Source organism: Halosimplex halophilum, from assembly GCF_004698125.1.
In the GTDB taxonomy this organism is placed as follows: Archaea; Halobacteriota; Halobacteria; order Halobacteriales; family Haloarculaceae; genus Halosimplex; species Halosimplex halophilum.
Genome location: NZ_SRHV01000006.1, coordinates 224,142 through 245,282, shown reverse-complemented (window position 1 = coordinate 245,282; position 21,141 = coordinate 224,142). Strand labels below are relative to the sequence as shown.

24 protein-coding genes are annotated in these 21,141 nt (G+C 61.7%); 14 read left to right on the top strand and 10 right to left on the bottom strand.

The features are described from left to right. Positions 1-780, bottom strand: a complete 780-nt coding sequence (locus tag E3328_RS21385; protein ID WP_135366473.1) for a sulfite exporter TauE/SafE family protein — start codon at positions 778-780, stop codon at positions 1-3. Continuing rightward, a complete protein-coding gene (locus E3328_RS21380; protein ID WP_135366472.1) occupies positions 780-974 on the bottom strand; it encodes a DUF8131 family protein in 195 nt (64 codons plus the stop codon). The genes E3328_RS21385 and E3328_RS21380 overlap by 1 nt, the downstream gene beginning before the upstream one ends. Positions 975-1,415: 441 nt before the next feature. Between E3328_RS21380 and E3328_RS22300 the strand changes: the two genes are divergently transcribed. The 6 genes from E3328_RS22300 (at position 1,416) to E3328_RS21360 (ending at position 5,063) form a co-directional block, all read left to right on the top strand. After that, entirely contained in the window at positions 1,416-1,565 is a 150-nt protein-coding gene (locus E3328_RS22300) for a DUF7512 family protein (protein WP_167837498.1), read from the top strand. A 2-nt stretch (positions 1,566-1,567) separates the two neighbouring features. Then, entirely contained in the window at positions 1,568-2,596 is a 1,029-nt protein-coding gene (locus E3328_RS21375; RefSeq protein ID WP_135366471.1) for a sulfite exporter TauE/SafE family protein, read from the top strand. A 109-nt stretch (positions 2,597-2,705) separates the two neighbouring features. Next, the gene (locus E3328_RS21370) at positions 2,706-3,110 is read left to right on the top strand and encodes a helix-turn-helix domain-containing protein (RefSeq protein WP_135366470.1); all 405 of its coding nucleotides are present in this window, start codon (positions 2,706-2,708) and stop codon (positions 3,108-3,110) included. Positions 3,111-3,270: 160 nt separating this feature from the next. Next, positions 3,271-3,630 carry a thioredoxin gene (gene trxA, locus E3328_RS22425; RefSeq protein ID WP_135366469.1) on the top strand — a complete coding sequence of 120 codons (360 nt, stop codon included), beginning with the start codon at positions 3,271-3,273 and terminating at the stop codon, positions 3,628-3,630. Continuing rightward, positions 3,631-4,671 (top strand): NAD(P)/FAD-dependent oxidoreductase, encoded by a 1,041-nt coding sequence (locus E3328_RS21365; protein WP_209452261.1) that lies wholly within the window; start codon positions 3,631-3,633, stop codon positions 4,669-4,671. Then, the gene (locus E3328_RS21360) at positions 4,671-5,063 is read left to right on the top strand and encodes a DUF7968 family protein (RefSeq protein WP_135366668.1); all 393 of its coding nucleotides are present in this window, start codon (positions 4,671-4,673) and stop codon (positions 5,061-5,063) included. Before E3328_RS21365 ends, E3328_RS21360 begins: the two co-directional genes overlap by 1 nt. Before the next feature lie 51 nt (positions 5,064-5,114). Here the strand turns inward: E3328_RS21360 and E3328_RS21355 are convergent, their stop codons facing one another. The 3 genes from E3328_RS21355 to E3328_RS21345 form a co-directional block, all read right to left on the bottom strand. Then, on the bottom strand, positions 5,115-6,038 hold the full coding sequence (locus tag E3328_RS21355) for a sulfite exporter TauE/SafE family protein (RefSeq protein ID WP_135366667.1): 924 nt from the start codon (positions 6,036-6,038) through the stop codon (positions 5,115-5,117). 530 nt (positions 6,039-6,568) lie between these two features. Further along, positions 6,569-8,515 (bottom strand): right-handed parallel beta-helix repeat-containing protein, encoded by a 1,947-nt coding sequence (locus tag E3328_RS21350; protein WP_135366666.1) that lies wholly within the window; start codon positions 8,513-8,515, stop codon positions 6,569-6,571. Positions 8,516-8,624: 109 nt separating this feature from the next. Continuing rightward, positions 8,625-9,338: a helix-turn-helix domain-containing protein gene (locus E3328_RS21345; RefSeq protein WP_135366665.1), complete on the bottom strand. Its 714-nt coding sequence runs from the start codon at positions 9,336-9,338 to the stop codon at positions 8,625-8,627. A gap of 84 nt (positions 9,339-9,422) precedes the next feature. Here E3328_RS21345 and E3328_RS21340 point away from each other — a divergent pair, with 84 nt between their 5' ends. Then, the gene (locus E3328_RS21340) at positions 9,423-10,760 is read left to right on the top strand and encodes a cytochrome P450 (RefSeq protein ID WP_135366664.1); all 1,338 of its coding nucleotides are present in this window, start codon (positions 9,423-9,425) and stop codon (positions 10,758-10,760) included. Between the two features lie 229 nt (positions 10,761-10,989). Here the strand turns inward: E3328_RS21340 and E3328_RS21335 are convergent, their stop codons facing one another. The 3 genes from E3328_RS21335 to E3328_RS21325 form a co-directional block, all read right to left on the bottom strand. After that, positions 10,990-11,820, bottom strand: a complete 831-nt coding sequence (locus E3328_RS21335) for an alpha/beta fold hydrolase (RefSeq protein ID WP_167837510.1) — start codon at positions 11,818-11,820, stop codon at positions 10,990-10,992. 87 nt (positions 11,821-11,907) lie between these two features. Next, positions 11,908-13,374, bottom strand: a complete 1,467-nt coding sequence (locus E3328_RS21330; RefSeq protein WP_135366662.1) for an amidohydrolase family protein — start codon at positions 13,372-13,374, stop codon at positions 11,908-11,910. A 128-nt stretch (positions 13,375-13,502) separates the two neighbouring features. Continuing rightward, on the bottom strand, positions 13,503-13,898 hold the full coding sequence (locus E3328_RS21325; protein ID WP_135366661.1) for an SHOCT domain-containing protein: 396 nt from the start codon (positions 13,896-13,898) through the stop codon (positions 13,503-13,505). Positions 13,899-14,256: 358 nt separating this feature from the next. On the opposite strand from E3328_RS21325, the gene E3328_RS21320 reads away from it, so the two are divergent. From E3328_RS21320 to E3328_RS21310, 3 genes are read left to right on the top strand one after another with little or no spacing between them, the layout of a single operon-like run. After that, positions 14,257-15,078 (top strand): ABC transporter ATP-binding protein, encoded by an 822-nt coding sequence (locus E3328_RS21320; protein WP_135366660.1) that lies wholly within the window; start codon positions 14,257-14,259, stop codon positions 15,076-15,078. Next, positions 15,075-15,821, top strand: a complete 747-nt coding sequence (locus tag E3328_RS21315) for a hypothetical protein (protein WP_135366659.1) — start codon at positions 15,075-15,077, stop codon at positions 15,819-15,821. The genes E3328_RS21320 and E3328_RS21315 overlap by 4 nt, the downstream gene beginning before the upstream one ends. After that, a complete protein-coding gene (locus E3328_RS21310; RefSeq protein ID WP_135366658.1) occupies positions 15,821-16,555 on the top strand; it encodes a hypothetical protein in 735 nt (244 codons plus the stop codon). Before E3328_RS21315 ends, E3328_RS21310 begins: the two co-directional genes overlap by 1 nt. Positions 16,556-16,566: 11 nt before the next feature. On the opposite strand, the gene E3328_RS21305 is transcribed toward E3328_RS21310, so the two are convergent. Next, positions 16,567-16,773: a hypothetical protein gene (locus E3328_RS21305; RefSeq protein WP_135366657.1), complete on the bottom strand. Its 207-nt coding sequence runs from the start codon at positions 16,771-16,773 to the stop codon at positions 16,567-16,569. Positions 16,774-17,043: 270 nt separating this feature from the next. On the opposite strand from E3328_RS21305, the gene E3328_RS21300 reads away from it, so the two are divergent. Further along, entirely contained in the window at positions 17,044-17,241 is a 198-nt protein-coding gene (locus E3328_RS21300) for a heavy-metal-associated domain-containing protein (RefSeq protein WP_135366656.1), read from the top strand. 688 nt (positions 17,242-17,929) lie between these two features. On the opposite strand, the gene E3328_RS21290 is transcribed toward E3328_RS21300, so the two are convergent. Beyond that, complete coding sequence (locus E3328_RS21290; protein ID WP_135366655.1) at positions 17,930-19,261, bottom strand: permease; 1,332 nt, start codon at positions 19,259-19,261, stop codon at positions 17,930-17,932. Positions 19,262-19,691: 430 nt separating this feature from the next. Here E3328_RS21290 and E3328_RS21285 point away from each other — a divergent pair, with 430 nt between their 5' ends. The 3 genes from E3328_RS21285 to E3328_RS21275 all read left to right on the top strand — a co-directional run bounded on the left by E3328_RS21285 (position 19,692) and on the right by E3328_RS21275 (position 21,131). Further along, the gene (locus E3328_RS21285) at positions 19,692-19,991 is read left to right on the top strand and encodes a hypothetical protein (RefSeq protein ID WP_135366654.1); all 300 of its coding nucleotides are present in this window, start codon (positions 19,692-19,694) and stop codon (positions 19,989-19,991) included. Between the two features lie 64 nt (positions 19,992-20,055). Further along, positions 20,056-20,472, top strand: coding sequence for a DUF302 domain-containing protein (locus E3328_RS21280; protein ID WP_135366653.1), 417 nt, complete (start codon positions 20,056-20,058; stop codon positions 20,470-20,472). A 164-nt stretch (positions 20,473-20,636) separates the two neighbouring features. Next, entirely contained in the window at positions 20,637-21,131 is a 495-nt protein-coding gene (locus E3328_RS21275) for a DUF411 domain-containing protein (protein WP_135366652.1), read from the top strand. Positions 21,132-21,141 lie beyond the last annotated feature (10 nt).

Sequence of the window (21,141 nt, the reverse complement as noted above, 5' to 3'; positions counted from 1 at the left end):
TCACCCCAGCGGCTGGTAGGCGGGCAGCGGCGGGTGGGGCAGGTGGATACCCAGTAGCATCAGCCCGTGGGCGAGCGGGAGGTAGCCCATGAGGAGAAAGGCGACGCCGAGCGCGCGATGGAGCGGTCCCTGGACCCGCGGCGAGACTGACTGGAACGCGACGCCGTAGGCGAACACCGCCGGGACGGTCGCCAGTCCCAGCGTCGCGAGCGAGAGCGCGCCGTAGACCGGCGACCCGGCGGCGAAGGCGTAGAGGAACGCGGGATACAGCAGCGGACAGGGGAGGAGCCCGTGGACGGCGCCCAGCGCCGCGATGCGCGGGCCGCGGACCCAGCGGTCGACGCGGGCCAGCAGCACGCTGCTGACCCGCTCGAAGGCCGAGGGAGTCCAGCCGCCCCCGAGGGCGCCGGCGGTCGACCCGGTGAGCGCGTACCGGGCGCCTGTCAGCACGATGAACCCGCCCACCAGCACGCCGGCGACCGCGCGCACGTCGTCGGCGACGGCCGCGACCCCCGCGGCGTCGTACAGTACGGTACCCAGCGCGCCCATCACAGCCCCGACGAGCGCGTAACTGACCGTCCGGCCGAGGTTGAACAGCAGGTGCTGGCGGATCTCGGAGAAGCCGACCGGCCCCTCGCCGCCCAGTCGGTCGGCGTACAGCGTCACCAGCGGCCCGCACATCCCCAGACAGTGGGCGCCACCGAGCAGGCCGACGAGCGCGAAGACGGCGAGTCCCGCCTCCGCGCCGCCGACCGGTACGGCGGCCTGGAGCGGCGCCATCACTCGCCGGTCAGACGAGCCGGGAGGTACCGCTCGTCCGTCGACCCGAACATGATCCGCACGGCGACCACGATGAGGACCGTGTTGAGAATCGCCAGGGCAGCGACCGGCTCGAGCCCGAGTGCGAACGCCAGCGCCGACGGGACCGCGAGGAGCCCGACCAGCGGCAGCCACGATAGCGGAATAGCGTCCATGAATCACGCTGTCCTCCTCAGCTGATTAAAATACGGGTTGTCACAGGACAACTTCCCGGAACCGGGAGCTGCCCGCCGACCGGCCCAGTTCGACCCCGGCCCGGCCCGCAACCCACCCGTGCGCTGCGGCGAGTTGAGAAGTTCTCGGTCGTGGGCACAGTCCGGACCCAAGGACCACACGAATCCAATCGTGGAAGGGGTCCCCACTGTCTCTCCGGGAGCCGTTCGGATGATGCGACTCTCTCTGTGGGAGTATCCCCCTGTTTCCGGAAGTCTGTCGACTTCGAATACAGCCCGCTCCCCGTGTGTTTGCTATAACGTACGGCGCACTGCTCTAAATAGAATTGTACTATAGTCCCAAAACCGTTAAGTGATGTAATGGATTAGGCGGGTTTGAGCAGAAACCCATGAACTACACAATACCAGTTGAGGTGCTGACGGATGTTCGGGCTTGAGAACGCCAGCGGCATCGACGGCGCCGTGCTCGTCGTCGGTGTCGTTCTGGTCGAGGCGATCGTCCTGTACGTCGGTTACGGGCTCCTGGAACGGGTCTTCGGACCGGCGATCGTCGACGCGGTGAGTGGTAAATGACGATGGAGCTGTTCGGAGTCGCCGCCTCGCTTCTCGCGCTGTTCGCGGGGTTCGGCGTCCTCATCGGGCTGCTGTTCGGCTTCTTCGGGATGGGGGGGTCGTTCCTCGTCACGCCCGCGCTGATGGTGATGGGCTACGAGACCGACGTCGCCGTCGCCTCGGGGCTCGCGTTCGTGTTCGCGACCTCGGTCATCGCGACGCTCAAACACCGCGACCTCGGACAGGTCGACTACAAACTCGGCGTGCTCATGATCGCCGGCACCACGGCCGGCATCGAGGTCGGGAAACTCGGCCTCCACGCGCTCCAGGCGATGGGGCTCGCCGACACCGTCGTGAGCGTCATCTACGTCGGCCTCCTGGGTGGCATCGGCGCGTTCATCACGTACCAAGCTACGAAGGGCGACGGTGGCGGCGGCGTCAGCCACGATGCGGACGCCGATGCTGATGCGGAGGACATCCCCGATATTGCGGAGAAGATTCAGTCCTACCGGGTGCCCCCGATGATAAGTCTCAGGGGCGGCATCACCGTCTCGCTGTGGATGATCCTCGCGGTCGCGTTCGCGACGGGCCTCCTCTCGGGGTTCCTCGGCGTCGGCGGCGGGTTCATCCGGATGCCCGCGCTGTTCTACCTCATCGGCGTGCCGGTGCCGGTCGCGGTCGGTACCGACCTCTTCGAGATCGTGTTCTCCGGCGGGATCGGAAGCTTCCTCTACGCGATGGACGGCGCGGTGAACCTCTCGATCGTCGTCCCGCTGCTCGCCGGGAGCGCGCTCGGCGCACGACTCGGCGCGGCCGCGACGAGTCTCGTCGACGAGGACGAGATCAAGGTCTACTTCGGCGTCATGCTGCTGCTGGGCGCGCTCGCCGTCGCAGTTCGCAAAGTCGGGAATTTCATGGATATCCCAGAGCTGCAGACCGTTTCGCTGGTCATCATTCTCGGTGCCGCGACGCTCGTCGCCGGTGCGGTCGTCGTGAGCTCGATCCGGGCGCTCCGCGCGGAAGGGCCGCCCGCGGCCAGCGCGGCGGACTGACGACCGCGTTCCCGACTCCACGCCCCGGTTTCCGACGACTCGTGCGTGCATTTGTGCGATCCGTACACAAATCTTTTAACGGCGTGGTGCCTACGTCGACCTGAAAACGATGCCAGATTCGATGTCAGAACAACTCCGCCGGGACATGGAGTGCGAGGGGCTGCTGGAGTGTTTCCACGGGCTCAAGGAACTCGACAAGGAGTGTTTCCAGGCGCTCGTCGAGGCCGAAGAACCGCTGACCGTCGACGAGATCGCCGAGGCCGTCGACCGCGAACGCTCGACCGCGTACCGGGGCGTCCAGCGCCTGCTCCAGGCCGGATTCATCGAGAAAGACCAGGTCAACTACGACCAGGGCGGCTACTACCACGTCTACTCGCCGGCGGACCCGTCACAGATCGCCGACGACATGCAGCGGCTACTCAACGACTGGTACGCGAAGATGGGCCAGCTCATCCAGGAGTTCGAAAACAAGTACGAACAGTCCGAACCCTCGGCTCCGCCCGCTGAAAGCTAACGCTGCTGTTTCTCTGCGTGGATCCCCGGTCCGCTCACCGATGAGCTGATCTGCGCCGGCCGTTCGTACCCCTCTCGGAATCCTGGTTTCAGTTTGTATTGGTTAGTATTGTAAGCATCATCCAAAACTCTTAATTGGTACTGGTACGTACAGTATGGTGATGGCAACCGATACTGCGACCGATGCCGGCACCGGGTCTACGAACGAACCGCTCCACGTTGATGGCGAAGCTCATCTCGACGAAGTCGTTGCTGAAAACGGGGTCGTCCTCGTGGACTTCTACGCCGACTGGTGTGGCCCCTGCCAGATGCTCGAGCCGGTCGTCGAGACGCTGGCCGCGGAGACCGACGCGACCGTCGCCAAGGTCGACGTCGACGCCAACCAGCAACTCGCTCAGTCCTACGGCGTCCGGGGCGTGCCGACGCTCGTCCTGTTCGCCGACGGCGAGCAGGTCGAGGAGGTCGTCGGGTTGCAGGGCGAGGAGCAGTTGCGCTCCCTGGTCGGGAGGTACACCGAGTAAATGACCGAGGAGAGACGGGACCTCGTCATCGCCGGGTCCGGGGTCGCCGGCCTCTCGGCGGCCGTCTACGCCGCCCGGGCCGACCTCGACCCGCTCGTGCTAGAGGGCGACGAGCCCGGCGGCCAGCTGACGCTGACGACCGATGTCGAGAACTACCTCGGGTTCCCCGAGGGCGTCGGCGGGATGGAGCTGATCCAGCGCGGCAAGGACCAGGCCGAGCAGTTCGGCGCCCAGTTCCAGCACGGCAGCATCGAAGCCGCCGACCTCGACGGACAGCCGCTGGAGCTGTCGCTCTCGACTGGTGAGACGCTCCGGACTCGCGCGCTGGTCGTTGCGACCGGGGCGAGCGCCCGCTGGGTCGGTGCCGACGGCGAGGACGAACTGATGGGCTACGGGCTCTCGACGTGTGCGACCTGCGACGGCGCGTTCCACCGCGGCGACGACGTGCTCGTCGTCGGCGGCGGCGACAGCGCGATGGAAGAAGCGCTGTTCCTCGCGAAGTTCGCCGACTCGGTGACGGTCGTCCACCGCCGCGACGAGCTCCGCGCCTCGGAGATCATGGCCGACCGCGTCCGCCACCACGACGATGTCGAGTTCGCCTGGAACACGGAACTCCTGGCGATCGACGGGTCACAGGAGAACGGCGTGACTAGCGCGACGCTCGTCTCCCACCCAGACGGCTACCCTGCCGAGAAGCACGAAGCCGGTGAAGATGTCGAGGTTGAGGAGGTCGACATCGGTGGCGTGTTCTACGCCATCGGCCACGAGCCCAACACCGACTTCCTGCGGGAGACGCCCGTTGATCTCGACGACAGCGGGTACGTGCAAACGTCCTCCGCCGGGGACGCGTGGGCGACGACGGCGACGGCCGCCGACGGCGTCTTCGCGGCCGGTGACGTGATGGACCGCGAGTACCAGCAGGCTGTCACCGCTGCCGGTATGGGTAGCATGGCCGCCCTCGACGCGGAGGAGTGGCTCGAATCAGCGGAAGCGGCCGCGAACGACAGCACTGGACCGATCCCGACGGGGGCTGACGACTGATGGGATCCGCAGAGAGACGCGACGTCAATACGACGGACCCGGCCACCGTCGAGGACCAGGCCGACCGGGTCGTGGTCTCGTTCCGGTCGCCGGAGACCGATCCCGACGAGGACGACGACTGGTGGGCCGCCGACAGCGAGTGGCTCCAGGAGAACATGACGGAACACACGTACCGACGGTACCTCCGGTGGGCCCACGCAGGTCCGGTCTCTGTCGGCGACGAGTGGGAGGAGTTCGTCAACTGCGGCTGTGCGAACCCAGAGGACGTGATCCTCCGCGTCGAGGCGGTCGAGGGCGGAACGGCGATCGGATCGGAGACGACTATCGAAGTGATCCCCCGGCAGGCAGTCGTCGAAGGCGATGTCGAAGAGATAGAGAACGACGCCCGTTAGTGGGTTATTGCGGTGCCACCGGTAACATCGGTCCTCTAAATCTCTTCTGTCTCACAGGAAGAGCGCGGGAATCGTATTCCGGAAGATATTGAGTGAGATGACGAACAGCAACGCGACGACGAACCAGTTGAACTTCTCCTCGTCAACTTCGAGACGGCGGAGGTACGTCCCGAGTAGAAGGCCGACGATAGTGACGACCGCGATCACCGATCCGAGCCATAGCCGATAGGTCGTCAACAGGTCCGTGAACAGCGCCATCTGGATGATTCGGACTGTGAAAATGGCGCCGAGGACCATCGAGAGGCCGCCGATGTACCGCTCTGTGTCTCGCTCAAACGTATGGAAGTACGCCGGAAGCAGCGGGCCGAGGTTCGCGACGGCCAGGAGGAATCCCTCGAGGAACCCCGCGACGCTGAGTCCGAGCGGATTGTGCGTCTCTTCGACGGTGACGAAGTCCTGAACGACCTGGAAGACGACGTAGCCAAAGATCACGAGGCCGATGAGGAACGGAACGATCGGGCCCGTGCTAAATTCAGCGAGGAACGCGACTCCGATTACCGAGCCCACGATAGCTAAAAAGACGAGAACCCATTCCTCGCGGATGAAGGATAGACCAGTATTGGTTTCTCCGATCTGGAACATATTGATCATCCACGGCGGAATAGCCAAGACGACGACTGCGAAGGTCGGATCGATCACGGAAGCGAAGATGGGCGTCGTGATGAGTGCATAGCCGAAGCCCACCATCCCCTTGACGACGCCAGCGACGACTGCAACCAGAACGAACGCCGCCAACAGGCCAGGCGAAATGTCGGCCTGCAAGCCCTTGCTAAGATTATCGAATCCGGGGAAGAAGACGATAGATCCTGTCACGACAGCAAGCGTCGCGAAGACCATCATTACCTCGCGGTACTGGAAATCGAGAAGGTTCGAGACAAACTGTTCGACATCTATCCGTGACTCTGGAGTACTCATAGGTACCACCGTTCAGGCGGATCCGAATTCAACACTTACTGGAGAGAAACATCGCGACACGTATCCCTGTCTCCGTCACGGCGATATCCACGGCTATTTGGGTTCCGTCAGATCGGCAAAGATATCGAGATCATCCGATGAGGGCGCTCAATGCCCCGTTCAGTTCATTCCGCGTGGCGTCTTAGATTAGGGCAATATTTGCATACGGAGACGAGTTCTAGACGATTTCATCTTCGAGCCCCTGATACGCAAGCTCCGGATGCAAGCTCCAAGAATTCGATACCGACGGAATTCCTTATCGAGCTTTTTGCGAATGCAGCTTGTATGTTGATATCACAAAGAACACTGAATCCTTCGTCTTTAAGAGCACTCGTGGTTATATCGGCGATCCCCCCGAACGATCCCGAGACACGTTTTTGAGTGGTATAGGGCGCAGATCTCGCACGGAGTCGGGTTCTGTCTTCAAGCAGATCGACTAGTCAATGAGTCGTGGGACCCAATCAGTGACAACGGCTGCTGATGACTCTTATTTATTCTCCCCCTCTATTAGCGAGGATCGCTACGGCGGAAACGGCAAGCAGTGTAGCTACGATTCCGAACCCGGGTCCTCGGGACCCCGAGGCATCATCACGATCACCGTCTAACTCTGAGTTCTCTTCTGTTTCTGATATAGTCTGCATCTGTGCAGAGTTTTCTTCTACGGTAGATCTCTCTGAATCGGTTACCGTTGGAGTAGCTGATTGTTCGGAGTCCGATTGCTCCGGCTGCTTGGGTGGAACACTCTCAGGAACGAGCCCGTCAAAACGGGACTCTCTCCAAGGATTGATATTTACAATTTCTCCCTGACTCGAAACGTTGCCGCCCTCTCCTTCTGGAAGGATAGCTGGGTAATGGGGGCCACTCGGTGCCCCCCAGTAGTTATTTTCCGCGATAACCTCTGCATCAGTCCCTGATTCGTATGTCAGAGCGGCCCCGTTATCATAAATATTGCTCTGGTTAACAGTGAAAACAGTTGCCGAATCAATAGCCGGTCCATCTGCAGCCAGCCGTATCCCCGTCTTATTGTTTCCAACGACGTGGTTCTGTTCTATGACAGTCGGTTTCCCTTTGATCAGTTCAATACCTAACGTATTATTCACAAGATGGTTCTCACTGATCACTGATTTGGCATCGTCGTCACAACAGATGTTCGCACTAGGCGAGTTAATAAAAATGCCAGCACCGCCATTTCGAGCAATCATGTTGTTCGAAATATTGGTACCGGTCACGTCCCCTACGCTGGGGTGGTTTGTTTTAATATAGATTCCCGCCGATTCCGCCCAGTAGATTCGGTTCTGAGTCAACTCAGCCTTCTCGACTTGATGTTCAGCAATTAATTCGATTCCTCGACTGCCCCCGAAAAGCGTGTTCTCGCTAGCTTGAATGTTTGAGAGGGAGGAACCGCGGAGCTGAAGCCGTGTATTTTGGAACTTGTTCCCTCGAACAGTGACATCATTGAGATTGTCCCCCCCGATGATCTTGATGACACCGTTCTTTCCAGTGTTTGATTGAACCCGGACGTGCTGGGTTGTACCTGAGGATGAAATCAGGAAGCGGCCGTTAGTCAGATTGTTTTCCGTGACGGTGACATCAGAGAGAGTGTCTATAACTGAAATCGACACTTTCCCAGCAGAGGTGATCGTGTTCTGTGTAAAGACGAAACCGCTTCCACCGCCGTATCGCCGCTCAAATATTATCTCATCTCTGATTAGGTTATTTTTGAATGTTACCTCATTCGTTCTGCCTGAAAACGATATTTCCCCTCGAAAATCGTTATTTATCGCCGTGAGATGGGTAACTCCGGCGCTATCGGAGTGGCCGCTGATCCCATGCGGGACGACAGAGGAACGGATCGTAAGCCCACCCGCGCCCTCGAAGGATATGTCTGAAGGAGTGGTCCCATCGCTGATCTCTCCGAACTTTGCATCAATTAAAACTGCGGTACCGCCAGAGTCGAGTACGACGGCGGAATGTTGAGTCTCATGGAACTGTATGCTAGTAGCCTCAGCGGCACCGCCATTGTTTATAACAAGACCATTTGTCGGCTTGTTGATTGACACATCGTTCAATTCGGCGGACCCCTGGATGATCAATCCATCCCAATTACCTGCACTGGCATCATCATACAAGGTTGTAAATTGAACGTTCTCGCTATTATTCTGGCCGGCAACTAGTTCTCCTTTGATTATAAGCGAACCGCCCTCCACAAATTCAACAGTCGTCCCTGGTTCTATTGTCAGCTGAGTTCCGTTAGAAACCGTGATATCGTCTGTAACACGATAGGGGCCTTCCCCGGGTGTCCATGTTTCGTCAGTAGAGATCGGCTCCTCAACGAAGGTCGGGTCGTCACCGGCCGCGACGCCACCGAACAATGAAATCCCAATAAGAGAAAAAATCGCAATACAAGTAAACGTTGTACTCCTATTTGATTCACTCATGTCCCCATCGTTCTATTTTGGATTGATAAATCTTCGGAAACCTCTGTCACTGTGTCAAATTCAGCAAATGATCCGCTGAGTAAGGCCCGAGCGACAGCCATGGATTCGATCACCCCTCCCGAGCAGTCACGTGTGCTGCCGAAATCTGATCGGCAGTCCCCCCATAGCGGTCGAACACCCGGGAGAGAATATCCCGCTCGGCTCGGCGGAGCAGGACCGATGCAGTGCTCTCCGCACAGTTGAGTTCGTCCGCGATGTCCGCAAGCGTCGCGTCACGGGGCACCTCGTAATAGCCGAGTCGGAGTGCCGTTCCCATAGCGACGAGCTGCCGGTCGGTGAGCGTACCGACCAGCGTTCCCCCGCGGCGGTCGTAGGTGCCGATCTCGTCGATAGTCACGTCCACCGCAGGGGGAATCGTCTCGATCGTGTCGTGGATAGCACCCCCATCACCGACGATCGTCAGCGCCATCGTGGCCCTCTTGTCGAACCGGATCGGCGGCACCACGATCAACTGCCGGTCGGCGAAGGCGTCACGCCACGCGCGGGTCTCGGGACGCGTCTCCTCGCACGCCCAGACGTGCGCGGCCCCGTCGTCGACCGGCGTGATCTGACACTCGACGACCGTCTCGATATCGTGCACTGCTTCCCGGTACGCCTCCAGGTCCGCCTCGACGTAGTACAGGGCGTACTCGACGTCCGCGTCGGGGCGGACGCGCCACGCGAGCATCTCCTCGTACTGGACGGCCTCCTCGTGGCGGATGAACGCCTGCATCGGATGCAGCATCCGGTCCGGCAGATCGATTCGGACATCGAGGTACTTCATGCCGGTGCGGTCGCAGCCATTACGTAAAAAGAAGCTAGGCACTTCGCCACAGTATCGAACAGTTTGGCGGTCGATTGGTTATTCATGACTGCCCAACGGATGGCTGCCGACACGACGGCCTCGCCGCCGACACCGGACGGTGTTCCACTGTTCGGTAACGGCCTCGCGTTCGCTCGGAACCCGGTCGACGCCATGGAGCGGTGGGCGACACTCGGCGACATCGTTCGCCTCGACATCCCCGGCCAGGAGATGTATCTCGTGACGGGCCCGGCCCTGATCGAACAGATTCTCGTCGACGACCACGAGTCGTTCACGATCAGTCCCGCCCAGCGCGAGACGTTCAGCGGGGTCGAGGACCACGCAGTCACCACGACGACCGGCGAGCGATGGGAGCGCCTCCGGCGGGCATTGCACCCCGCGTTCACCCGCGACGCGATGGGCCGCTACGCCGACCGGACGGTCGAAACGACGGCGGCCTGCATCGAAGCGTGGGACGACGGCGAGCAGATCGACCTCTACGAGGAGATGCGGCGGCTCACCGTGACCGTCCTCGCCGACGCGCTCCTCGACGTGGATATTCGTGGCCGCGAAGCGGTCGTCATGGCTGCAGCGGACGCGCTCGTCGACCGGGCGAACTTCCGCAGACCCGGCCAGCTGCTTCCCGACTGGGTGCCGACGCCGACGGACCGGCGCTTCGAGCGAACGGTGACCGAACTCGACGCGTTCGTCGATGACATCATCACCGAGCGTCGGGGGACGGACCGGGGTAAGGACCTCTGTTCGGTCCTGCTGGACGCCCACGATGCGGGCGACCTGTCGCTGGCGGAAGTCCGGGAGAACGTGGTCGCGATGTTGCTCGCGGGCCACGACTCCCCCTCGGTCGCGCTGACCCACGTCTGGCGGGTGCTCGACGAGCATCCGGACCACCGGGCGATGCTGACCGAGGAGGCTCAAACTGTCGTCGGGAACGAGCAGCCAGCCAGCGAACTGCTCCCGGGGCTCGAACACACCCGACACGTCGTGGCCGAGACACTGCGCCTGTATCCACCGACGCTGGGCGTCATGCGGCAGGCGACCGAACCGGTGACCCTCGGCGGCTACGACCTTCCGGCGGGGGCACAGTTCCTGCTCCCGCAGTGGCCGGTCCATCGCGACGACCGGTTCTGGGACGACCCGACGACGTTCGACCCGACTCGCTGGGAGCGGGCCACCAACCGGCCCGAGTACGCCTACTTCCCGTTCAGCGGTGGCCCGCGCAACTGCGTCGGGATGCACTTCGCCAAGCAGGAACTGGCGCTCGTCGTGGCGACGATCCTCGCCACTGTCGAGTTGGCCGTCTCGGTCGACGGCCCGCTGACGTTTACCCCCTCGCTACAACTACGGCCCGAACCGGCGATCGAAGCGATTGTCACTCGACGGTAGCTGGCTGCCGGTAGCTCGGACAGGCACGCTCTCAGAGACGACTTCCAGCGTCGGCGCGCCTCAGACAGTTCTCACCGTATTCCCCACTCGTCCGGTGACCACGAGTCATCAGTGTCGGAGGCTGTCGGTGGAACGCTTCCGTAGCGTGTTTTTTCCGGGCCCGAACGGGTGACCTCTCGAACCGGTGGGGTCACGAATGAGTCTCGAAACGATCGACCGTCATGGCGAATCACTCCTCGCATTCAAGGTGGCTTGAGAGTGCCGCATCAAGGTTGAGGGTTTCGCGTATCGCAGTGACGAGTGCTCGAATCAGCGTGTTGTACGCATCAGGCCGTTCGATCATTGCCACGTGCCCGGTTCGCTCAACCCGACAGAACACACCCTTGGGAATTCGGATCGCCGTGTCACGTCCTACTTCCACTGGGACGATCCCGTCTGCAGGCCCGTGGATGACGAGCGTCGGCACATCGATTTGGTCCATAGTGCTTCGACCGTCATACCCCCAGAACCCCTCAGTAACGGTCGTCCATGCCGATCGCCGATGCGGTAACGGGTTCGATTGCAGGAAGTCCTCGACCACAGCCGGCGATGTTTCCTCGTGGAATCCCACAGTGTAGGCCAGTTGCCGGATGAGCGCGTCGTTAACGGGTATTCGATAGAGGCGAAGTGCGAGAAACAGACGTAGCAGTGGCTTTTCCCACGCCGGCGTGAGGTCGTGATCGCCACCGGCGTGGAGAACGACGCCCGCTATCGGGTGGCGCTTGGCGTATTCGATGGCGACGGCGGTACCGTAACTGTGGCCGTGAACGATCGGCTGATCAATCTGAAGTTCGTCGAGCAATTGCCGAAGGTCAGAGACGTGGCCAGCAAGGGATTGCGTCGGTCTGGCCGTCGAGTTTCCGTTCCCCGCGAGGGAATAGGTTACCAATTCGTGTTCCCCTTCGAAGGCAGCCAGTTGGGGATACGGGTTCCAGAGCGAGCCAAGGCCACCGTGGACAAACACGATAGCCGGATCTGGACCGGACAGATGCAACGTCTCTAACTCGACCGAATCGGACACCTGAACCTGTCGTGGTATCGGGAGCGATTGACGGACATCCTCGAACGGAACGTACCCAGGTGGGAACTGTGCGGTCGTCACGGGTGTTTAGAAGGGGAATTTGTCGCGAGCCGACTGGACGGCGAGCCGAGACACCAGCCGCGAAGGCCCGCGTTTCGGGAGGTCACGGAGCGTTTCGACCGTGTCTGGGGGCTCGGCACCACCGAGGTGGAGCTCCCAGCCAGTCTCGTCGGCGAAGCGCTCGACCGCTCGTTCCGCTCGCTCCTGGACTGCGTCGACGTCCATCGTGATCGGTTCCCCACCCCGCATCACGACGTCGCCGTCGACGAGAACCGTCTCCACGTCGGCCGGTGCGGCGTTGTTCACTACGTGAGCGGGCACGTTCGTCAATGGGGTGAACTTCGGCTTATCGACATCGAGGACGAGGAGGTCCGCTCGCTTGTCCGGTTCGATACTTCCGATTTCGTCGCCGATGCCGAGGGTGCGGGCACCCTCGATCGTGAGCATTCGGACCAGTTCCATCGACGAGTACTGGCCAGTCGTCCGCTTGACGTTGGCCGCGAGGCGGGCCTGCCGCGCTTCACCGAACATGCTGTAGGAGTCGTGCCAGTAGTGGTCGTCGATGCCTAGCCCGACGTCGACGCCCGCGGCCCGAAGTTCGGGAACGGGTGTCCATTGCATCTCGGCGTCAGGGTTCCAATAGGCGAACACCGACGGGCAGTGTGCGACGGACGCCTCCGCCTCGGCGGTGCGTGCGATGTCTTCGTCATCGGCGACGCGGAAGTGAGCGGCGACCAGACGGTCGTCAAGGAGACCAACATCGTCGAGGAGTGCCAGCGAATCCTCGGCGCCGTTTGATCTGGCCATCGTGTTGCTCTCCTCTAGTTCGAGCAGGTGCGTGTGGACGAGCAGGTCGGGGTACTCGGCCGCGAGATCCGCGGTTTGCTCCCACAGTTTGCGGGTACACGACCAGTCGTCGTGAGGACAGACCGTCGCCCGGATGCGTCCGTCGTACGCGTCGTGATACTCGTCGATAAATGCGCGGGCACGGGCGAACTGCTCGTCGACGGGAACGTCCCAGAAGAGGTCCGTGATCGCCTGGCCGAAGAACCCGCGGAGGCCGGCCTCGCCGAACGTCTCCGCGCCCGCCTCGGGCCGTACGTCCATGGAGTTGACCGTCGTCACGCCACCGATGAGGAAGTTCAGAGCGGCGAGTTCGTACCCCGTTTCCGCGAGGTAGTCGAACTCACCCTCGCCGAGGCGTCCGTAGAGGGCCGTCATGCTCCCCATCATCTCCAGCAGGCCGAGGTCGCTGAACGCGCCGATCAGCGGCGTCAGTTCGAGATGCGTGTGGGCGTTGATCAGTCCCGGCATCACCAGTTTCCCGTCGCCGTCGACGACGTGTTGGGCTGTGATGTCCGCGTCGCCATCTCGTGATTTTCGAACTTCGGTGATCTGACCGCCGTCGACGAGGACCGTTCCGCGCTCGTACAGTCGGTTGCGGTCGTCAACCGTGAGCACGAGCGCGTCGTGGATCACAGTCTCAACGGCCATGGGTCGTCACCTCCGGTTCGAGGGAACTTCGGAGCATCTGCCTCGCAGTGTCCGACCGTTTCGGAGGGGATATCTGCTGTGGGCCGACGTGTGGAAAGCCACCGACCCCGGAACTCGACATATCTATTTCAGTGATGATCATCGCTCTGAGGAGGGTCTGCACTGGATTCAAGGCGGTCACGTCGCCGCTCGTACTCCTCCTCGCTCAAATCGCCGCGAGCGTAGGCGAGGCGGAGTTCTTCGAGCGCCGGGTCGGTCCCATCTCCGTCGCGGCCGACGACCACGCGGTAGACAAGGTAGACGCCACTGATGAGCGCGGCGAGGAAGAGCAACTGCATCAGGAGCCCGACGAGGAGCAACCAGCCCGGCGCCATTCCGGTTTCCCCCCACATCCCGTGGCCGCCCATCATCGGGCCGAAGCCCATCACCCCGAATCCCATCCCGAGAGAGGGAATCACGACGAGAGCGGCGACGACGGCGAGCGCTATCCAGACGACGCGTCGGTCGGTGTTGTCGGTAGCCATGGAATCACTGGTCCACATCAGTGGAGCCTGACCTATCCTACGACGGCACCATTCAATGCGATTGCCGTTCGGAATACATAGCAGATCGGCATCGTATATTTTATATCGAAACCCTGACTGCCCGCTCCCTTACATTCCGATCGACGGGCTAAACTGCTGCGTATGAGGGATTGGCACGGGTTCTCGGCCAGGCAGCCGTCACTGGAGCGGTGCCTCTCCGGAAGATGTGACCGCCTCGTGTGGCCGCCCGGTCGGGGCACAACGGACCAGGAGTTTCGTATCGAAATTTTTGGCAGCGTTCAGGGCCGCTTCGACAAGGGAAATTCGGTTGAAATATGGTTTCGTTGTTAGATGTGTGATGACCACGGACCGAACCGGCGGCGCGCGCGCCACCACGGCCGAAGACGGATCGCGAGACGCGGTCGTTCGAGCGACCGGCGTCGAGAAGACCTACGACTCGCGGCTGCCGTTCGCCCGGTCAGTCGAGGTGCTCGACGGGGCGACGCTCCATGTCGAGCATGGCCAGGTCGTCGGGATCATGGGTGAGAATGGGAGCGGCAAGTCGACGCTCATGGGGATCCTCGCCGGCGTCCTCGACCACGACGCCGGCGAGGTCGAACGAGCCGGCTCCGTCGGCTGGTGTCCGCAGGAACCGCGGCTGTACGACCGGCTGACCGTCGACGAGACCTTCGAGCTGTTCGGGACGGCCTACGGGATGACCGACGACGAGATCGTCGAGGCGCGCGAGTGGTTGACCGACGTGCTGGACTTCGACCGATTCCGCGACCGGCAGATTCGTCACCTCAGCGGCGGCAACCGACAGAAAGTTAACCTCTCGGTCGCGCTGATGCACGAGCCCGATCTCCTCCTGCTGGACGAACCGTACACCGGATTCGACTGGGAGACGTTCCTTGCGTTCTGGGACCTCACCGAGGAACTGCGGGCCCGTGGCGTCGGCGTCGCTATCATCTCCCACATCATCAACGAGCGCGATCGGTTCGACGTCGTTTACGAGCTCCACGATGGCCACCTCCACAGACAGGAGATCGGCAACGACGACAGCCTGGACCCGGAACCGACCGACGACGCAGTCGCCTGTGAGCGGACCGCCTCGTTCGTCGACGGAGCCGACGCTGGAGGTGGGCAGCGAGCGACCGCCGGGCAGGAGGAGGGCGAATGAACGGTGTCACCCGGACCGTCGCGGGCATCCGGGCGAGCACGCGCTCGTTCGTCCGGGAACCGTTCACCGTCGTCATGTTGGTCGTCCTGCCGGCGCTGTCGATCCAGATCTATGGCGTCGGCATGGGGCAGTTCCCCGACGTGGGGATCTTCGCGGTGACCGGATCGGTCGCGACGGTCGGCCGGGTCACCGGCGCGGTGTTCGCCACCGGCGCGCTCGCGGGCGTCCTGGGGCTCTTCCAGATGATCAGCGCCCGCCACGCCGACCGCCGGCTTGCGATCTGTGGCTTCCGCGGCGTCGAGCTGGTCGTCGCGCGATTTGCGACCGTCGCCGTGGCGAGCGCCGTCGTCGGGGTCGTCGCCACACTTTCGCTGGTGGTCCTCGTCGACGATCCGGTCGGAGCACCGGCCGCGGCGTTCGCCGGGCTCGCACTGGCCGGTGCCATCTATGGCCTGCTGGGCATCGTCGTCGGGAGCGTACTCCCCAGGGAACTGGAGGGGTCACTCCTACTGGTCATCTTGGCCGACGTGGACAACGTCTTCGCGAGCGGCCTGTTCGGCATCGAGGACAGCATCACGAAGTTCGCGCCGCTCGCGCATCCCCACGCCATCGTGACCCAGGCCGTCGTCGATGGCTCGCTAGCGACCGACCACTTGGTCCCGGCCCTCGGCCACCTCTCGCTGTTCGCGCTCCTGAGCGTCGCCGCCTACACCTACCAGGTCGAGTCCGGAGGTGACGCCTGATGAACCGGCGCGTCGCGACCGCCGTGACGATGGGGATCCGGGAGTTCCGTCGGACCCCGGTCCTGCTGGCACTCCTTGCATTCCTCCCGGCGTACATCATCGGTGCGTTCGTCCTGCTGGTCCCGGACGTGAACGTTCCGGCGATGATCGACGGGACGACCGTCACCGTTCCCATGGCAAACTTCGCGGCGGCGTTTATGACGCCCGTGACCGTCGCCATCCTCTCGGGCATCGTGGGGCTGTTCCTCGTCCAGGCGTCGCAGGCGGCCGACGACAGGCTTCGACTCGCCGGCTACAGCGCGACAGACCTCGTCGTATCGCGGGTCAGTACGCTCGGACTCGGGACCGTCGTCGTGACGGCCGCGTCAGTGCTCGTCGCCGTGCTGGCGTTCACGCCCGAGTCGATCGCCCCGTTCGTCGCCGCGACGCTGCTCGTCGGCCTCACCTACGGCATCCTCGGCGTCGTCGTCGGCCTCGTCCTCGGCCGACTCAGCGGCGTCTACGTGATGCTGTTCGCGCCGATGGTGGACGTTCTCATGTTCCAGAACCCGCTCGCGACCGACGCGCCCGAATGGACGAGGTTCCTACCGAGCCACTATGCGACGAACGCGCTCTTCGACGCGGCGTTCACGTCCAGCGTCGACGCGTTGGATTTCGGCGGCGCCGTCGCGTACGCCGTCGTCCTCCTCGCTATCGGCATACTGGTGTTCTATCGGGCGACGGATGTCGAGTGACCGTCGCTCACTCACTCGGGAGACCACTCGCAGGCATTGCCAGTCGTGAGGTCACTTTCGTCGATGTGTGCCGAGAGGCACGCGTAGTTGCAGAAGTAGGTCGGCGAACCACAATCGTCGGTGCAGTCCCTGACGCAGATCGGGTCGTGGTCGAAGATCCGGGCCCCGCAGTACGTACAGCCCTCGTCCGCATCGGGCGTCGAAACAGTCGTGGACACACCGATACTACGGAGACGATTCAGGAAATAGTTTCGTCGCCGGCCGCCTCCGGTGAGTGCCGATTGTGAACCGTCTTGGGGCTTGACCCCGAGCGGTTCACGTCTCTCTCTCTACTGCCATTGAGCTATCCACGGCTAAAGCCGTGAATTTTCGCCTCGCACGCCCTCCAATTCAACGGATTGTACTTGGGTCTACAATGTTCAGGTGGGCTATGAATTTGGAATCAAAGTAGAAAGCGACAAAGAATAGGCACTCGTATCTCTACCTGTATGAGCGAAACAATCTCCGTCGAGGGGATGACCTGCGAGCACTGCGAGCGGACCGTCGAAGAAGCGCTCGAAGATGTCGACGGCGTCTCGAGCGCGAAGGCCGATCGCGAGGCCGAATCGGCGACCGTGGAGGGCGACGCGGACACCGACGCTCTCGTCAGTGCAGTCGACAAGGCCGGCTACGACGCCTCAGCATAATCGGAACGGAGACCACACCGTTTGGGCGTCTCACACTGCTACCTCTGATTGCAGAGGTTTCGGCGCGCGTCACTCGGGGTTGAGGTGTCACGCTGAATTGACTCCCCGGGGATACACCAAATAATCAAAACGAGTCCGAGGCCGCCTTCCAAACCGATATCTATGACCAGCCACCCAATTCGGCCCGGGCGATCAGGATCAACCGCCACCGAGCCGACGCTGCCGTTGGTCTCGTCGTCGGGATAGTCCTCGTCGTCGGAAGCCTGCTCAACTGGCAGGCCTCCCAGCGACAGCACGCTTTCGACGGGATGATGGGGCGTCAATGGGGTCCGTTCACTGGACAAATCCACTCTGGTTCGTCCTCGGGATTGTCGTCGTCTCCGTCCTCGTCGGTGGTGGATATCTAGTCGTCACAGACAACCTTCTGGCATCTGGGCCAAGCACTCTGTCTCACCCAGATACGGCTGGGGTGGTTTCCGGAGAGAGAAATGAAATGTCGTACGGCACTTCATCGCCAAACGACGAGGTTGACCCACCGGTACAATCATGCACTCGGGTCCTCGACAGCCTGCCAGAAGACGAGCGTCGTGTCCTCGAACCGGTGATTAGCTCACTGTATCGCGAGCGTCAAGGTCGGACATACCGCATCTACCCGAGTGACGAATTGAAAACGGGAGAGAACAGGCCCTCAGTCAGCAGTGTGAACGTGTTCGCCGTGTTTGCCCGCCTCACCGACTGAATCTTGTCGGTGTAGCCAATAGAGGAACAGGAAGAGTACGGTGGCGAGGACATTCAGTACCATCTTGTAGTTCATTTCGATCGATACCTCGGCGAGCTGCACGCTGGAAGGGTCCGGGATCAGACCCGCGCTGAGGAATAGGAAATGCATGAGGACACCGGTGAAGACAGCGGACACGAAGATTAGCCCCGAGAGGATCGCTGCGAACTTCGTCCCGTAGTACTCCCGGTAGGCATCCATGATTGGTGGGACGATGAGGTCGGCGTAAATGTACGAGAGGACTGACCCGAAGGGGAGGCCGTTACTGAAAAGGACCGCGCCGAATGGCACGTTCCCGACCGAGCAGACGAACGTCGCGACGCCGATAACGGCCCCAAGGATCGCCGTCCAGAAGACGTACACCGGCAAGCCGAACGTCGCGCCAGAGAACACTGACGTCCAGACCTGGTCGGGGATGAACCCGGCGATGAGGCCAGCGAAGATGAACCCGATAGCAATCTCGTCCCAAAGCATTCCCCACTCCTTCCACTGTTTATCCGCGAGTGCTTTCCATCCCGACAGCGACGTTGCCTTCTCACGGACGGTTGTGTTGGCTGCTTCGGGGTCGAAGCTCTCCTTACAGGACTGTGAACAGAAGTAGTAGGTTCGCCCGTCGTGTTCGATTGAGTGATCGGTCTCGTCGGGGTCGACCTCCATCCCGCAAACGGGATCCTGAACGTCCTCTGTGCCCTCATCGCGGACGTTCTGTCTAGCCTGTTCGACGACCTCGTCGGGAACCACGTAAACGAATCCCACTGCCATCAGGCCGATGAGCGTAATTCCGCCAACGATGTCCGCGAGGAGGAACTGCCAGCCGAGCAGGATCCAGATGACCGCGCCGATCTCGATGACGAGGTTGGTCGAGGCGAACATGAACGCCCCGAGTGTCGCCGCCGCGGAGCCGCCCTTCTTGAAGAGGTTCTTCGCCGTGGCAATGGCACTGTAGGAACACGACGACGAAACGAACCCGAACAGTGACCCATAGCCGATTTCGCGAGGGCCGTGTCCCTCCAGCAGCTCCGACACCTCCTCGTTTGAGGTCCACGCCTCAACGCCGCCAGCGATTGCAAACCCGATGACGAGCGCCCACCACGTGATCCACGCCATTGCCGCTGTAGTAGTCAGGAATTCCTGGGTGCTCTCGACGAAGAACGTCGAGAGTGGCTCAGAAGTGGTGAATACGCCGATTCCGACGGTCGCTAGCGCGATGACCGCGAGGATCGCGTATTCCGTCCGCTCCATATCGACTAGATGGGGTTCCGTTCCTAACGGGATTGTGACTAGAGAACCAGTATCTCTACGGCGGACGTGTCTTGTTGTTCAAATCAATGAGTGAGTGATCCTTTACAGAACGAACTGCTTTCGTGCGCCTTCCCGGCTGGACAGCGGCCGACAGTGACTGAGCGAATCTTTCCGCACCTGCATTCAACTGTTTGTCCGGAACGCGACGGTTCTCGCGGTACCGGTCGCTCGCACGCTCAGTCCCTCCTGTTTTGGAAAACTAGGTTGCTGTTATGGGGGGTGACCTTCCCAAATTTCGTGGGGACAAACAGTCTGATTCAATAGAAACGGTTAGCTCACTCGATACACCTTTTCGAACCGTCTCCTGTGTCGATTCGCACCCTTGCGGATAACCCTCGAGCCATCCTACGAGTAACCAAAGAGAGGGACAATGACCAACTTCAACATCGGCCGCTGGCTGCTCGTAGCGCTCGCAATCGTCGGCCTCACCCTGGTTACTCCCATCGTCAGCGCGCACGGCGACGAAACGACCGCAGCTGACGCACCCAAGGCCAACGGAACTGTAGCTGAGTGGCCCACTTGGATGGAAGGGCACATGATTGACCACCTGAGTCCGGGTGCTGTCGAATGGACGGAATCGCACATGGGTGTGACCGTCGACGGGATAGCTCAGGACGTAGCCCACGGTGACAACGGCGATGGGATGTACGGCCAGAGACGCGGTTGCTAGACGTTCTTGGCCAGATACTCCCGATTCGGCGCACGGTTAAGACGGTCCCAGGACTACCTTCTGTATGGCATATACAATTCAGACGACGTCGACTGGAGACTTCGACCGTCTGGTTGACGCGACGATCGACGCACTCGAAAGCGAGGGATTCGGGGTGCTCTGTGACATCGACGTGCAAGCGACGCTCGAAGAGAAACTCGACGAGGAGTTCCGGCAGTATCGGATTCTCGGTGCGTGTAATCCCTCGCTAGCGCTGGCGGGGCTCAACGAGGAAATCGAACTCGGCGCACTCCTCCCGTGTAACGTCATCGTCTACGAAACCGACGACGGCGAGATCGCGGTGAGTGCCGTCAACCCAGCGCAACTCGTGGGCATAGCGGACAACGACGCGCTTGGTCCCATTGCGACCGACGTCCGGGAGCGATTCGAGCGCGTCTTAGAGAGTGTCGGCGACGGAAGCGGGGGCTCGTCGGACACCTGAGGAACAGTGTCTGCTCGCTCCGGTCGTCCACCGGCGAGCGCCCGTTCCAGTTTCTACCGCATTCGCGAAGGGTCTCAAGGCCGACGTCCGAGTGTTCGCGCCCGTTCTCAGGATTCTGGAATTCCCGCGGGACAGTAGTCGTCTTGGGACGAACGATAGACCGAATGAGTTCCCAACGGACGCGCCGGCAAGTTCTCGGGGCAGGCGTGACGGCCCTCGCTATCGGACTGGGGGGCTGTCTGGGCGGCGGTCGAACGGCTACATCAGGCGACGATGTTTCCCTCGAAGTCGGTGAGGTCCACCAGTACAGTGCCCCCGGCTGTACCTGTTGTTCGGAGTACGCGACGTTCCTCGGAGAGCAGATAGACGGGACGCTTACTGAAACCACACCTGACGATGTCTCGGCGGTCAAACGGCGACACGGCGTCCCTGACGAACTGCGGAGTTGCCACACGCTCGTGGTCGAGGACTACGTCGTCGAAGGGCACGTCCCCACAGCCGTCATTGCAACACTCCTAGATGAGGAACCCGCGATAGACGGCGTGGCATTGCCAGGGATGCCCGCAGGGTCGCCTGGGATGGGCGGGTCGAAGCAAGGACCGTTTACTGTCCACGAGTTCGATGACGGCCGGGCGAATGGTGTCTACGCGGAGTATTGATCGAGAGACG